The following is a 14,750-nucleotide window of genomic DNA, read 5'->3' as shown; positions in this document are numbered from 1 at the left end:
AGTAGGATACGAACGCCCTACTCTACCTATTATATCATTTACCACTTTAGCAGATTCATTACCCTCTATACTTAACACCTAATCCTTTAATGAAATTCCTTGCGTATCTATCGCCGCACTCTTTGTAATTTTTATGACCTTTTTTTCTTAATAGAGCGCCTAGTTCTCCCTTAGTCACCGTAACGCCTACGCTATCTAATATATCAAGTACATCCTCACTCGTTAAAGATAGTGCGATTTTCATTTTCTTTAGAAGAAGGTTATTCGCACTCTCTTTGCTTTGTACAGGTGCAGGTTGTCCTGGTTTCGGATCTTGCTTCCCTCTTTTTAAAGTAATAAATCCATTGAAAAATGCCTCTAACATCATCATATCGCATGTTAATACGTACTCATCTTCGACCACATCATCATTTTCAGCTTCATGCTGAGGCGCTCTCTTTATTTTTGTAAGCATATCAACTACGTCTTCTTTCGTTACTTCCATACCACCAAGTTTAAAGATTTCTACCATATCTATATCTCTTATATCTAAAGCGTACCTTACTCTTTTTAATATATCATTGTTGCTCATTGCCATTGTTTTGCCTCCTGAAATGTTGATTATAGTAATGCTTTTAGCATGTATAAATGAATGTCGTTAAGTTACTACTTTAACATTTTAGGGGGAGGTTTTGTAGTCTTAGGTGGATTAATGCTGGTGGGGATGATTTTAAAACCGCAACATATGCTGTTTAGGTATTTTCATTTCATATTTTCTTCCAATTAAATCATACTGATACTAGAGTTAATATGGGAAAAGATCAATATTGAATTATTTAATTGATTATAAAGATGCTGAACGAAACCTCTGTTGGGAATTCACTATTAATTAACACAATTGAAAATGGACAAACCTGATATAAATTTGTCCATTTTTTTATGCAACTCAAATATGAATATTTGTGGTACAGTTCAACAAAACTAATCTAAATAAATTTATTTTTTATTATTTTCATAATTAAATTTAACAAAAAAGGTAGTGCCTTCGGATCCCGTTTGAATTTCTATTTTTGCATTATGACGGGCAGCAATGGCATAACATATACCTAATCCCAATCCTGTCCCATTATCTTTGGTCGTGTAAAATGGAGTACCCAGTTTCTCTAATACTTCAGGCCTGATACCATTTCCTTGATCACGCACTGCAAGCACCACACAATCTCGATCTTCTTTGTATGTGCTAATGGTTAGAACTTTCTCTGTGTCCATCGCTTCTAAGCCATTACGGTATAAGTTTATTAATAATTGCCGTATCTCATTACGATTTAAAAGTAATTCCGGAATGTCACTTGTATCGACTTGAATATATTTATTTTGATTATGCGTATCAATCTTTATTAAAGGAATAATATCGCGAATAATTGAATTTAAATCTAACATCTGTAAATCCGATTTCCTTGTATTACCCATTGAGAGAAATTCAGTAATAATAGAGTTGGCACGGTCAAGTTCTTCAATCATTAAATTAAAGTGCTTATTATGTTTCTCATAGGCAGGCTCTTCTTTTAATAACTGCAAAAATCCTCGTACTGTTGTCATTGGATTTCTAATCTCATGGCTAATGCCAGCTGCCATTTGTCCTATTAAATCTATGTTGGATAATCTTTTCAATTCCTGCTCATATTGCTTTTTTTCCGTTATGTTTTTAAAAATACAACAAATACCATCATCATACGGATATGCAATAACTTCGTGCCAATATTCATCAGAGGTAGAAAAAAATTCAAAATATACTGTATTTCGCTCTGACATTACACGATGAAGTTCCTTATACATGACTTCGTCAACGCTACTCGGGAAAACCTCCCATATATTCTTGCCTAATACATCTTTTGCTGTTTTTCTTTGTGGAAAATATTGATGCTTATTTACGTACGTAAATTCCCATGTATTATTTAAAGTAAAGAATCCATCCGTAATACTTTCAATCACACTTGTAACTTTTTCATTAGCAACAGCTAGTTCTCTCGTTCGCTCTTCCACCATGCTTTCAAGCCGATCCATATATAACAAGTTTGAAAACGTAGGCGCTGTTGCATCAACGATAGATTTTGCCAGTTGTATTTTGGAGTTATCATAATTGTGAGCTTTTCCCTCTTTGCCAACAACAATTACCCCTAATATTTCTCCCATTGAAACCAATGGAATCATCAGTAGACCCTTACTATCTATATTTTTTGTTTGGATAACCTCTTGGATCTTGGCTTCATAGCTTTTCTCCATCCAATCCGCTTCTGTCCAACCACAGTCCTTGCTTAACTTCGTTGTTTTAATCATTGTTTTGTCTAGGGGGTCTAAAAGGTGGGCTACCATGTTTTTACTCTCTAAAATCTGTCCTAAGTAAAAAAAACATTTATCAAAACTCTCCTGTATCGAGGAACACATTGATAAATCACGGGTAACATTTAGTAACAGCTGCTTCTCTGCAATAAGGTTTTCCTTTTGTGCTAAATTATTCGCATTTTGAATCGCGACCGCCGCCATATTTACATAAGCTTCAACACTTTGGATTTCTGAATCTGTTAAGTTCATTGGAACTCCATAATCAAATAAAAAAACCAAACCAAATAACTCTTGCCCAAATGATATAGGCAGAGCTAATAAGGACTTAATTTTGAACGCAGCAACTGGTCTCGAATCCGGCCGATCATCCTTTGACGTATCAGGGATATAAATCGTTTTTTTTGTTTCAATAACCTCTTTTGCCAGTAAGTCTATTTCAGGATCAATTACCTGGGTATCGAGCGTTACGCCATTTATGGTCTTTGGTTTTCCTGCAAATCCTCTAAAGGTTCCATCTTCCTGGGGTAAATAAATTCCAACAGAGTTACACTTAACAATCTCCTCTGATATCGCCATTGTTACACGCTGTAATACTTCACGTAGTTCTAATTTTGTATTTATTATTTTTGTTATATTCGCGAGCCTAGAATATCTCGCCTGATCACTTAACATTCACATCGCCTCCAATTATAGGCATAATAAATAAACATGATACTATCATTGAAAATCCAGATCAACCTACCACTTTCGATTTTCTCCTGCATTCTTTTCTTGCTCGTATTTTTACATAGAATAGAATACCGCCCTTACTTATGATACGGTTCACCTTAATTAAAATGAAACAGTGTAACTTTCAAAAGTTACACCGTTTCACTACCTTCTACCACATTCACACTCGCCTCAAACTTATCAAGTAATGCGCGTACTTCATCAGTTGATTTTGTGCTCATCAATTGATTTCTTAATTCAGCAGCTCCAGGGAAGCCTTTTACATAAATTTTGAAGAAGCGATGTAGTCCTGTGATGGAGCGTGGTAATACTTCTGCATATTGATCTTGAAGATCAAGTTGTAGTCTTAAAAGATCTAGATGTTCTTTACTGCTATGCTCTCTTGGCTCTTTTTCGAAAGCAAATGGATTTTTAAAGATACCTCGTCCGATCATAACACCATCAATGCCGTATTTTTCAGCAAGTTCTAGTCCGATTTTACGGTCAGGAATGTCTCCGTTGATTGTTATTAGTGTATTTGGTGCGATACGGTCACGTAATTTTTTAATTTCCGGAATTAGTTCCCAATGCGCATCCACTTGGCTCATTTCTTCTCTTGTACGTAAGTGAATAGAAAGGTTTGCGATATCTTGTTTGAAAATATGCGTTAACCAATCTTCCCATTCGCTTAACTCTTTAAAGCCCAGTCGCGTCTTTACGCTGACAGGTAGTCCGCCCGCTTTTGCTGCTTGAATAAGTTCTGCCGCAACGTCTGGGCGTAGAATAAGGCCACTACCTTTTCCTCTTGATGCAACGTTCGGTACAGGGCAACCCATGTTAATATCGATGCCTTTAAATCCTAGCTCTGCCATACCAATACTCATTTGACGGAAATATTCAGGATTATCTCCCCAAATATGCGCCACGATCGGTTGTTCATCTTCTGTAAAAATTAAACGGCCACGTACACTTTTCATACCTTCTGGATGACAATAACTATCCGAGTTTGTGAACTCTGTGAAGAATACGTCTGGACAACCAGCTTCACTTACTACGTGACGGAAAACAACATCTGTCACATCTTCCATTGGTGCAAGTACGAAAAATGGTCGTGGTAAATCACGCCAAAAATTATCTATCATTTCAAATTCAAATCCTCTCAATATGAATGCAATTTCAAACTCTCAATAAAGTGAAACTTTAATCAGTGGGGGTTTTCTTCATCCCCCACTGGTTATTAGTTGAACCAATCGGACTTTTATGGGCAGTTGATTCCCCACCTAAATTCTTTGCTTTCGTTGAATTTTGAGGTGGGGGTCTTACTGCCCATTAAAGCGGGATAAACCAAAAAGCAGATGGTATAGATTTTCCTATATCAACTGCTTTCCTATTATACCAACTTCAGCCAAGCCACACACTCCACATGAGTCGTATGCGGGAACATATCAACAGGTTGTACTTCCTGCGTTTTATATCCGCCTTCTTCTAGTACTTTTAAGTCACGTGCTAATGTTGCTGGGTTACATGATACGTATACGACGCGTTTTGGTTTCATGTCGATGATTGTGTTTAGTAGTGCATCATCACAACCTTTACGCGGTGGATCTACGACCATTGTGTCGGCGATTATGCCTTCTTTGTACCATTTTGGAATAACTACTTCTGCTTCTCCTACGCCAAATTCAGCGTTTGTCATGTTGTTTAGTGCTGCGTTTCGGTTTGCGTCCTCGATTGCTTCTGGGACGATTTCAACGCCGTACACTTTTTTCGCTTTTTGCGCTAGGAATAAGGAGATTGATCCAATTCCACAATAGGCATCAATTACTGTTTCGTTGCCATCTAGTTTTGCGTATTCTAACGTTTTATCGTATAGCACTTTCGTTTGTTCTGGATTTACTTGATAGAATGAACGTGCTGAAATTGCAAATTTAATGTCACCGATAAAGTCATAAATATATTCTGATCCGTACAGTACTTTCGTTGTGTCTCCGAAGATTACGTTTGTACGTTTCGTGTTTACGTTTTGAACAATCGATTTTACTTCTGGGAATTTTGCAGCAATTTCTTCAATGATTGCTTTCTTGTTTGGTAATTCTGCTGTACGAGTAATAAAGACAAGCATAATTTCCCCTGTTACTTGTCCGTAACGAGCCATTACATGGCGAAGTGTTCCTTTATTACGTTCTTCGTTATATGCCGAAATACCGTGTTTTTCACAAATACGTTTTACTTCCTGGATTAATGTATCGTTTTCTTCAGCCTGAATTAAACATGATTCCATATTAATGATGTCATGTGTTCCTTGGCGATAGAAACCAGCGACAAGTCCACCTTCACGTTCGCCAATTGGTACTTGTGCTTTGTTACGGTATACCCATGGGTTCTTCATGCCAAGTACAGGGTGCACAGGAACATCGCTTAATCCGCCAATACGCTGCATAACGTCACGTACTTGTTTTTCTTTCGCTTGTAATTGTCCTTCATATGTTAAATGCTGAAGCTGACAACCGCCGCACTGATTGTACACTGGGCATTCTGCATCTTTACGATATGGGCTTTCTGTATGAAGTTTCATTAAACGACCGAATGCGAAGTTTTTCTTCACTTTAATAATTTTAATTTGTGCTTCTTCACCTGGTAATCCGTTTTTAACGAAAATAGGATAGCCCTTTACTTTCGCAACACCGGCACCATCATGTGTTAAATCTTCAAATACTACATCTATAAACTCGTTTTTCTCAACTGGTGGCGTCATTTTTGTACTCATTTTCCGACCTCTCTTTTTCATAACACTGCGTTACATTTTATCATACTTATATGGTCTATTTCTATCGGAAGAAAAAAAGCTATTGACGATAGTTCTCTGTTAATGTTACGCTACTACTAATTTAATACGGACGATGTTACCTCATATATATTCGATAATATGGATCGAGAGTTTCTACCCGGCAACCTTAAATTGCTGGACTATGGGGAAAACTAATGAATATTAGCCTATGTGCAAAAAAAGACTCATATTGATTAGCTTTCTCTCATAGATGAAAGTGAATCCATATGGGTCTTTTTTTATTTTTATTTTTCTAAAAGGTCAGACATCTTACGTATGACATAAAACCTCTTTGTTTTATTTTTAGTAATATAACGAGCGTTTTATGTACAAACTTTATACGAACTTCTGAAAGGGGCAACTACATGCAATATGTAATGAGCATTATCGGTATTCTTGTCGTTTTAGGTTTATGCTTTGCTTTGTCAAACAATAGAAGTAAAATCAACTTCCGTGCAATTGCTATTATGATTGGTTTTCAAATTTTAATCGGTTGGTTTATGTTTGGCACAAAGATTGGTCAACAAATCATTATTTTCATTGGTAAAGTTTTCAACAAACTAATTAAACTTGGTACGACAGGTGTCGATTTTCTCTTTAATGGAATTCAAAGAGATTTTGTCTTTTTCTTAAACGTACTATTAATTATCGTATTTTTCTCAGCACTACTTTCTATCTTTAGCTATTTAGGTGTTTTACCATTCATCGTTCGCGTTGTCGGCGGTGCCATTTCAAAAATTACTGGTTTACCACGCGTCGAGTCATTCCACGCAGTAAACTCTGTATTCTTCGGTTCAAGTGAAGCGTTAATCGTTATTAAAAACGATTTACAGCATTTTAACAAAAACCGTATGTTTATCATTTGTTGTTCTGCGATGAGTTCCGTTTCTGCTTCTGTTACAGCATCATACGTAATGATGTTAGATGCGAAATATGTACTAGCAGCTCTTCCGCTAAACTTATTCTCAAGCTTGATCGTTTGTTCGCTATTAACACCAGTTGATACGAAGAAAGAAGATGAAGTGATTCAAAAATTTGATAGAACTTTATTCGGAGACAGCTTTATCGGCGCAATGATTAACGGTGCGCTTGATGGTTTAAAGGTAGCTGGTATCGTTGCCGCATTAATGATTGCCTTCATCGGTGTAATGGAAGTTGTAAACTACGTAATTAGCGCAGCTTCAGGTGCAATGGGATATGCTGTTACTTTACAACAAATCTTCGGTTATATACTTTCTCCATTCGCGTTCTTAATGGGTATTCCAACTCAAGATATTATCCCAGCTGGTGGTATTATGGGTACGAAGATTGTATTAAACGAGTTTGTAGCAATTCTTGATTTAAAAGATGTTGCAGCAACATTATCTCCACGTACAGTTGGAATCGTTACAGTATTCTTAATTAGCTTCGCAAGTATTAGCCAAATTGGTGCGATTGTAGGTACAATCCGTGCCCTTTCTGAAAAACAAGGAAGCATCGTTTCTAAATTTGGTTGGAAAATGCTATTTGCATCAACACTTGCTTCTATTTTATCTGCAACAATCGCTGGATTGTTTATTTAATAAAAAACTCCACCTTACTTCTCCTTTTCCAAAAGGAAATTTAGGTGGAGTTTTTTTACTTTCTTCTATATGTATGCTTATGTAAATCCCACCAGAAAAATATAAGTTTTTTCCTAATTATCCCAAAAATGTATTCCCCTATATATTCTATAGTGATATGATGTACAAGGGTATAATTCAAATTTTTAAAATCGAAAATTTGAGTTAGTGTCACTTATACAAATGATGATTGCATGACATAATTGATGATAATTAAAACACAATAGAAGGATGATAGAATGAAAAAATATACATATATCGCTTTACTTTCTTCTGCTATTCTCGTAGGTTGTAACACTAGTAGCACTAGTGATAAACAAATAAAAGAAGCTACGGTGAAACAAACAGTTGAACAAAAAAAAGCGAAAGCAGTTGAACTTCCTTTAACACAAGGGATTATTACATGGGATCCGTATGAATATAACGCACAAAACACCACGCTTTATACAAAGGATTTAAGAGATTCATTCAAACAAGTACGTTACAATATTTGGCGTACTGCTGATGGTCCTGAAAGCAAACAAACTTTTACTTCACAAGAAAAAGAACGTGACTTTGCCCTCCCACTACATTTAAAATCATTTCATTTAAAACGTGGCGAATTCCAAATTGAAACAGTAGGAATCAAAGAAGATAATACTGAAACAAATCTAATAACATCTAAAATTACATTCCAGCAAAGTGTACCCGTATTAATGTACCATGCAATTGAAAAATACCCTGGACCAAATGATGGGGATTACGGTTTATACGTACCACCTGAACAATTCGAAAAGCATATGCAATATTTAAAAAATAACGGTTATACGATGCTTACGTTTGAACGTTGGAATGATATAAATCGTGTAAATAAACCTGTTTTTGTAACAATGGATGATGGTCGAAAAAATAATATGAACGCTCTTCATATTTTACAAAAATTAAAGGATGATAGATTTCAACCTACGGCTACTGAATTTCTTACTGCAAATGAGATAGACAAACCAAATCGTCTATCAACAGATGAGATAAAACAAATGATGGATTCAGGCATTTTTTCTATTCAATCACATACTGCTAATCATACGATGATGGCTCATTCCAGTAATTATGATGAGGAATTACGTAGTTCGAAAGAAAAAATCGAAGCCCTTACTGGTAAAAAGGTCATCGCTCTCGCCTATCCAGTAGGTTCTTATAATGATCTAGCTGTTGAAGAAACAAAAAAACACTATGAGTTCGCAGTAACTACTGATCACGGCAATCACATTACAAAAGGGATGCCAAACGAGCAGTACTTAATTAAACGCCATTTTGTAGGGCCTAATACATCGATGGAACAATTCATATCTCTTATAAAGTGAAACTTTAATCAGCTCTCACCTGACCTCTTTGTTTTCACTGAATTTTGAGGTGGGGTCTTACTGCCCACAAATAGCAGGATAAAGTAAACTTCACTAGAAGACGAACGAATAGATTTATTGAAAGTCACTAACCTATCTCATTACTAAAATGATATGATGAACAAGGGTATGTCCCCACCGCTCTTACAGCGGTGGGGATTTTAAATACGTATGCAACATAATACACAATAGAAGGTGATTTTATGAGAAAATACGCAGTAATCGCTTTATGTACATCTGCCATTTTAGCTGGCTGTAACAGTAGCAACGTAAGTCCTGAACCTAAAAAAGAGAAAAAGGTTCAAGAGACTAAGAAACAAGAAGTGACCGTACAAGAACAGGGTAAAATTTCTTATACTCCAATTACACATGAATCTACAAATACTACTATTCATATGACAGATATAAAGGATACTTTAACTGAGGTACAATATAAAATTTGGCGCACAGCTGACGGAAAGGAACACACTAAATCTTTTTCTTCTAAAGAAAAGGATAAACAGTTTACAATGCCTTTTGACATAAAAGAATTTGAAGGAAAACGCGGTGAGTTTCAAATTGAAGCAATAGGAATGAAAGAAGATGGGAAAACCATTCCGCTCACAAAATCTGCTATTGCTTTCGAGCAAAAGGTTCCCGTTCTTATGTACCATGCAATCGATGATTATCACGGACAAGGCATTAAAGATTTATTCGTATCCCCCGCTAACTTCGAAGCCCAAATGAAATATTTAAAAGACAATGATTATACATTACTAACTTTTGAACGCTGGGGCGATATAAATAAAGTGAATAAACCTATCTTTGTTACATTTGATGACGGTATGAAAAATAATATGAATGCATTTCATATTTTGCAAAAGCTAAAAAACGATACGTTTAAACCAACAGCAACAGAATATATGATTGTTGATAACGTTGATGTAGAAGGATCACTGTCTACATCTGACATAAAAGAAATGGTTGATTCCGGCATTTTCTCCATGCAATCTCATACTGCAACGCATGCAGACTTACCGAAGATTACAAACTATGAAGAAGAATTAAAGGGATCGAAAGAAAAGCTAGAAAAAATAACAGGTAAGCCCGTTATCGCAGTTGCTTATCCATTCGGTCATGTAGATGATAAAGTCGTTGCAGAAACGAAAAAATATTATCAATTTGCGACGACAACAAAACCCGGAAAGTTCATCACAAAAGGTGAACCCGATGAGTTGTTAAAAATGAAGCGTGTTCGCATACACAATTCGACGACTGTAGAACAATTTGCTTCTTCGATTAAATAACGATGAGAGCTCAATATATTTTGAGCTCTCTTTTTACGCTATATTTATATATATTTTTTGAATTTTCTTGTATTATATATAGTAAGAAATCTTTCAAATTAAAGGAGATTATACATATGTCATTTGAACAAACGTTAGAGAAATATGCTGCTCTTGCAGTCAATGTTGGTGTTAATATTCAACCAGGACAAACATTATCAATTAGTGCACCTCTTGAAGCTGTACAATTTGTACGCCTCGTTACAGAAAAAGCATATAAATCTGGTGCAAAACACGTATATGTGGATTGGAATGATGAGACGTTAACACGCTTAAAGTTCGATCTAGCTCCTGAAGAAGCATTCGCTGAATTCCCAACTTGGAAAGCACACGCTCGTGAAGAATTAGCAAAAGAAGGCGCTGCATTTATGTCTATTTATGCAGAAAACCCTGATTTATTAAAAGGTGTAGAAGCAACTCGTATAGCAACAGCTCATAAAGTAGCTGGTGAAGCAATGAAAGTATACCGTGATTACGTACAAGCTGATAAAGTAAGCTGGTGTGTCATTTCTGTTCCTACGAAAGAATGGGCTGCGAAAGTATTCCCTGACGTTGCACCAGAAGAACAGGAAGCAAAACTATGGGATGCTATTTTCAAAGCTACTCGTGCTGATTTAGAAAATCCTGTGGAAGCATGGAAAGAACACGATGAAACGTTACATACAAAAGTTGATTACTTAAACGAAAAGCATTATAAAGCTCTTCACTATACAGGTCCTGGAACAGATTTAACAATCGAACTTCCAGAAAAGCATGTATGGGCTGGTGCTGGTAGCTTAAATGAAAAGAACGTACCATTTATGGCGAACATTCCAACTGAAGAAGTATTTACAATGCCACTTAAAACAGGTGTAAACGGTCAAGTATCTAGCACAAAACCGTTAGCATTTGCAGGTAACATTATCGATAATTTCACGTTAACATTTGAAAACGGACGTATCGTAGACTATAAAGCTGAAACTGGTGAAGAAGCTTTAAAACATTTAGTAGAAACAGATGAAGGTTCTCACTTCTTAGGAGAAGTGGCTTTAGTACCTCATGACTCACCAATTTCAAACACAAATATTTTATTCTACAATACGCTATTTGATGAAAACGCATCTTGCCACCTTGCAATCGGAAGTGCTTATGCTTTCAACTTAGTTGGCGGAAAAACAATGTCTAAAGAAGAACTTGCTGAAAATGGAGCAAATACTAGTATTACACACAACGACTTTATGATCGGATCAGCTGAGCTTGATATCGATGGTATTACAGGTGATGGAAGACATGAACCAATCTTCCGTAAAGGTAACTGGGCATTTTAACACAAATAAAAGGCTATCTTCCACACCGGAAGATAGCCTTTTATGATGCCGATGAAACCTTAAGTCCAATTACTCCTAAAACAATAAAGAGAATACAAAATGCTTGGAATAAGCTAATGTGCTCTTTAAAGAAATACACGCTAATGATTGTAATAAGTAATGTTCCTACACCAGACCAAATGGCATAAGCGATACTTAAATGAATTTTTTTGACAACAATAGCAAATACGCTAAAACAAATTCCATAAAATACGAAAATCAGTACACTTGGAACGAGCTTTGTTAAACCATTCGATAATTTCATCGCAATTGTTCCAGCTACTTCAAAAATAATTGTTACGAGTAATAATAGCCAATATACCATACTAGAATCTCCTTCTCTGTTACCTTATAGAGATTCTAGTATACTACTTATAGCCCTAATGAAATATATTTAATTTCTAAATATTCCTCGATACCGAAATGGCCTCCTTCGCGGCCAATACCACTCTCTTTAAAGCCACCGAACGGTGCTTGTGCAACTGATGGAAGACCATCATTTAATCCGATAATGCCGTACTCTAATGCTTCACTAATTTGGAATGCTTGACTAATATCTTTTGTAAAAATATATGCAGCTAAACCGTATGGTGTATTATTTGCACGTTCAATTACTTCTTCAACCGTTTTAAATTTCGCAACTGGTGCCACTGGTCCGAATGTTTCTTCATTCATACAAAGCATCGTATCGTTCGCCAACCCAATTACAGTTGGTTGCATAAAGTGTCCATCTAGCTCTGCAACCTTTTGACCACCAAATAAAACTGTTCCACCCTTTTGAATAGCATCCTCAATATGTTCCTGTACTTTCGAAACTGCATTCTCGTCAATAAGTGGTCCTACAGTCGTTCCGTCACCGAAACCGTCTCCTACTTTCAACTGTCCTACTGCCTTTTGAAACTTCTCTGCAAATACTTCATATACTTCTTCCTGAACAAATACTCGGTTTGTACATATACACGTTTGTCCTGCGTTACGGAATTTCGAACCGATTACCGCCTCTACCGCTTTATCTAAGTCCGCATCGTTCATAACAATAAACGGCGCGTGACCACCTAACTCAAGTGAAACCTTTTTCATCGTTTGTGCAGCACTGGCCATTAATTCCTTCCCAATTTCCGTTGATCCTGTAAAGGAAACCTTTCGAACACGTCCATCTTTCATCCACGTATCAGCAATTGCTTTCGCACTGCCTGTTACAATATTTATTACGCCTTTTGGAATGTCCGCTTCATGAGCTAATTCAGCTAATTTCAACGCAGTTAACGGCGTTTGACTTGCAGGTTTTACAACTGCTGTACATCCTGCTGCAAGCGCCGGGGCTACCTTTCTCGTAATCATAGCAGCCGGGAAATTCCAAGGTGTAATAGCTGCCATAACTCCAACTGGTTGCTTCATAACTAAAATACGTTTATTCGGATGAGAAGCAGGAATCATTTCACCGTATACGCGTTTTCCTTCTTCTGCATACCATTCAACAAAGCTATTTGCATAATTCACTTCACCAAGTGCTTCTGCAAACGGCTTTCCTTGTTCTCTCGTCATGATTGCTGCAATCTCTTCTTTATTTTCATCAATAAGTGTGAACCATTTTTTCAACTTCACTGCACGGTCTGCTGCTGTTAACTTAGACCATGATTTAAAAGCTTCATGGGCCGCATCAACAGCTTGCTTTGCTTCTGTTACTCCGCCCCTTGGTACCGTCGCAAATATTTCCTTCGTTGCTGGATTATTTACCTCGATTTGTTCTTGCAATGTAATCCACTCACCATTTATATACATCGCCTTTTTCTCTATATTTACAAACGTCGCTTTTTTATCCAATGTTTTCTTCCTCCTCTATAAGTTTCTTTATTTTCCTAGTGGCAGCAGATTGACTTATTTTTAAAAACTCCGCTACTTTATAACTCGATCCGTATGTTTTATATGCTTTCAAAATAATATTCCGTTCTACTTCTTCTAACATTTTATAGAGACTTTGACCGGACTGTTCAACCGTTGATTCTTGCATCGCTATTGGCAAATCTTCTATCGTAACGATATCGTCAACAGTTATAACAATTCGCTCAATCACATTTTCAATTTCTCTATTATTTCCTTCCCAAGGGTAACCAACAAACATTTGCAATGTGCTAGGTGCTAATTTTACATTCCGGCCATATTTCTCATTAAAGTGCTGTAAATAATGATAAATGAGTGGCAAAATGTCTTCGGTTCTTTCCCTGAGTGGCGGAATTAAAATTGGAATGACATTCAGACGATAATATAAATCTTTCCGGAATGTTCCCTGTTTCACCATCATACTTAAATCTCGATTTGTTGCCGCTACAATTCTCACATCCACTTTTTTTAATTCTCTTCCGCCAATAGGGCGAAATGTCTTCTCCTGCAACACTTGCAAGAGCTTCGCTTGAATTTCAAGCGGCATTTCGCCAATTTCATCTAAGAAAAGAGTTCCTTTATGCGCGGATTCTAATAGTCCCTTTTTCCCTTCACGATTCGCACCCGTAAAAGATCCACCTGAGTATCCAAAAAGCTCTGATTCAATTAAATTCGTTGGCAATGCCGCACAGTTAATTTCATAGAAACTTTCATTCTTCCGGTTACTCACTTCATGTAAATGACGTACTAATCGACTCTTCCCTACTCCTGTCTCACCTAAAACGAGAACTGTACTATCTACCACAGATACTTTCTTAATTGTCTCGACTATTTTTTGCATAGCGATACTTTTAAAAATAAGTCCTTCATGCTCATACGTTTCTCTTAATTCTTTTTTATATGTTTTTAACTGATTATCCATTTCCTCTACCTTTTGACGTAATTGGTAGAGTTCTGTAAGATCACGAGAGTAACTAATTACTCTTCTTAAATTCCCCTCATCATCAAAAACAGGCCTTGTACGAACATGTAAATACTCTCCTGATTTTGTCGTTTGAACGAGTTCAATCGGTCTCTTTTTTTCAATTACTTCTAACGTTGCCGATGGATAAAAGATACCATCCTTCTGCAATTCTTTTACATGCTTACCTACTAACTCTTTAGCAGCTAATTGATAGTGCCCTTCACATGTACTATTTACACGCACAACGATTCCCTTTTCGTCAGTTACAAAAATTTCGTCAAACGCATATTCAAATACATCTTGTAAATCCATTAACATTCGTTCCTTTTCTGCAACCATCCTAGCCACCCCTAACTTCCAATCCATCGATTCACTTCACTACCTTTATTATAAA

Annotated in this window: 11 protein-coding genes and 1 riboswitch; of the genes, 4 read left to right on the top strand and 7 right to left on the bottom strand. The window is 36.5% G+C overall.

Annotation, left to right across the window (positions count from 1 at the left end; translation table 11 throughout):
• Positions 1–58: 58 nt before the first annotated feature.
• The 4 genes from MR115_RS24940 to rlmD form a co-directional block, all read right to left on the bottom strand.
• The gene (locus MR115_RS24940) at positions 59–577 is read right to left on the bottom strand and encodes a YehS family protein (protein WP_242243103.1); all 519 of its coding nucleotides are present in this window, start codon (positions 575–577) and stop codon (positions 59–61) included.
• Positions 578–975: 398 nt separating this feature from the next.
• Positions 976–2,994: a GAF domain-containing sensor histidine kinase gene (locus MR115_RS24935; protein ID WP_242243102.1), complete on the bottom strand. Its 2,019-nt coding sequence runs from the start codon at positions 2,992–2,994 to the stop codon at positions 976–978.
• 188 nt (positions 2,995–3,182) lie between these two features.
• Positions 3,183–4,172: a tRNA dihydrouridine synthase gene (locus MR115_RS24930; RefSeq protein ID WP_242243101.1), complete on the bottom strand. Its 990-nt coding sequence runs from the start codon at positions 4,170–4,172 to the stop codon at positions 3,183–3,185.
• 248 nt (positions 4,173–4,420) lie between these two features.
• Positions 4,421–5,797, bottom strand: coding sequence for a 23S rRNA (uracil(1939)-C(5))-methyltransferase RlmD (gene rlmD, locus MR115_RS24925; RefSeq protein ID WP_242243100.1), 1,377 nt, complete (start codon positions 5,795–5,797; stop codon positions 4,421–4,423).
• 121 nt (positions 5,798–5,918) lie between these two features.
• A riboswitch (purine riboswitch) is annotated at positions 5,919–6,020 on the top strand.
• A gap of 202 nt (positions 6,021–6,222) precedes the next feature.
• Between rlmD and MR115_RS24920 the strand changes: the two genes are divergently transcribed.
• The 4 genes from MR115_RS24920 to MR115_RS24905 all read left to right on the top strand — a co-directional run bounded on the left by MR115_RS24920 (position 6,223) and on the right by MR115_RS24905 (position 11,472).
• On the top strand, positions 6,223–7,419 hold the full coding sequence (locus MR115_RS24920) for a NupC/NupG family nucleoside CNT transporter (RefSeq protein WP_063262714.1): 1,197 nt from the start codon (positions 6,223–6,225) through the stop codon (positions 7,417–7,419).
• Between the two features lie 278 nt (positions 7,420–7,697).
• On the top strand, positions 7,698–8,801 hold the full coding sequence (locus MR115_RS24915) for a polysaccharide deacetylase family protein (protein ID WP_242243099.1): 1,104 nt from the start codon (positions 7,698–7,700) through the stop codon (positions 8,799–8,801).
• A 242-nt stretch (positions 8,802–9,043) separates the two neighbouring features.
• The gene (locus tag MR115_RS24910) at positions 9,044–10,126 is read left to right on the top strand and encodes a polysaccharide deacetylase family protein (RefSeq protein ID WP_242243098.1); all 1,083 of its coding nucleotides are present in this window, start codon (positions 9,044–9,046) and stop codon (positions 10,124–10,126) included.
• 116 nt (positions 10,127–10,242) lie between these two features.
• Positions 10,243–11,472, top strand: coding sequence for an aminopeptidase (locus MR115_RS24905; protein WP_242243097.1), 1,230 nt, complete (start codon positions 10,243–10,245; stop codon positions 11,470–11,472).
• 40 nt (positions 11,473–11,512) lie between these two features.
• Here MR115_RS24905 and MR115_RS24900 read toward each other — a convergent pair whose 3' ends face one another.
• Genes MR115_RS24900 through MR115_RS24890 form a run of 3 tightly spaced genes read right to left on the bottom strand, consistent with a single transcriptional unit; the run spans position 11,513 to position 14,695 of the window.
• Entirely contained in the window at positions 11,513–11,836 is a 324-nt protein-coding gene (locus MR115_RS24900) for a DMT family transporter (RefSeq protein WP_000263262.1), read from the bottom strand.
• A 47-nt stretch (positions 11,837–11,883) separates the two neighbouring features.
• The gene (gabD, locus tag MR115_RS24895) at positions 11,884–13,335 is read right to left on the bottom strand and encodes an NADP-dependent succinate-semialdehyde dehydrogenase (protein WP_242243096.1); all 1,452 of its coding nucleotides are present in this window, start codon (positions 13,333–13,335) and stop codon (positions 11,884–11,886) included.
• Complete coding sequence (locus MR115_RS24890) at positions 13,328–14,695, bottom strand: sigma-54 interaction domain-containing protein (RefSeq protein ID WP_242243095.1); 1,368 nt, start codon at positions 14,693–14,695, stop codon at positions 13,328–13,330. Before MR115_RS24890 ends, gabD begins: the two co-directional genes overlap by 8 nt.
• Positions 14,696–14,750: the final 55 nt, after the last annotated feature.

It is taken from the genome of Bacillus cereus group sp. BfR-BA-01309, from assembly GCF_022664315.1.
GTDB classification, from domain to species: Bacteria; Bacillota; Bacilli; order Bacillales; family Bacillaceae_G; genus Bacillus_A; species Bacillus_A mobilis.
This window is presented reverse-complemented; position numbering and strand designations above follow the sequence as displayed.

Coding starts and splice junctions, on each gene's coding strand:
- MR115_RS24940 (WP_242243103.1), bottom strand. CDS start 577: ATGGCAATGAGCAACAATGATATATTAAAAAGAGTAAGGTACGCTTTA.
- MR115_RS24890 (WP_242243095.1), bottom strand. CDS start 14,695: ATGGTTGCAGAAAAGGAACGAATGTTAATGGATTTACAAGATGTATTT.
- MR115_RS24935 (WP_242243102.1), bottom strand. CDS start 2,994: ATGTTAAGTGATCAGGCGAGATATTCTAGGCTCGCGAATATAACAAAA.
- MR115_RS24910 (WP_242243098.1), top strand. CDS start 9,044: ATGAGAAAATACGCAGTAATCGCTTTATGTACATCTGCCATTTTAGCT.
- rlmD (WP_242243100.1), bottom strand. CDS start 5,797: ATGAGTACAAAAATGACGCCACCAGTTGAGAAAAACGAGTTTATAGAT.
- MR115_RS24900 (WP_000263262.1), bottom strand. CDS start 11,836: ATGGTATATTGGCTATTATTACTCGTAACAATTATTTTTGAAGTAGCT.
- MR115_RS24930 (WP_242243101.1), bottom strand. CDS start 4,172: ATGATAGATAATTTTTGGCGTGATTTACCACGACCATTTTTCGTACTT.
- MR115_RS24920 (WP_063262714.1), top strand. CDS start 6,223: ATGCAATATGTAATGAGCATTATCGGTATTCTTGTCGTTTTAGGTTTA.
- MR115_RS24915 (WP_242243099.1), top strand. CDS start 7,698: ATGAAAAAATATACATATATCGCTTTACTTTCTTCTGCTATTCTCGTA.
- MR115_RS24905 (WP_242243097.1), top strand. CDS start 10,243: ATGTCATTTGAACAAACGTTAGAGAAATATGCTGCTCTTGCAGTCAAT.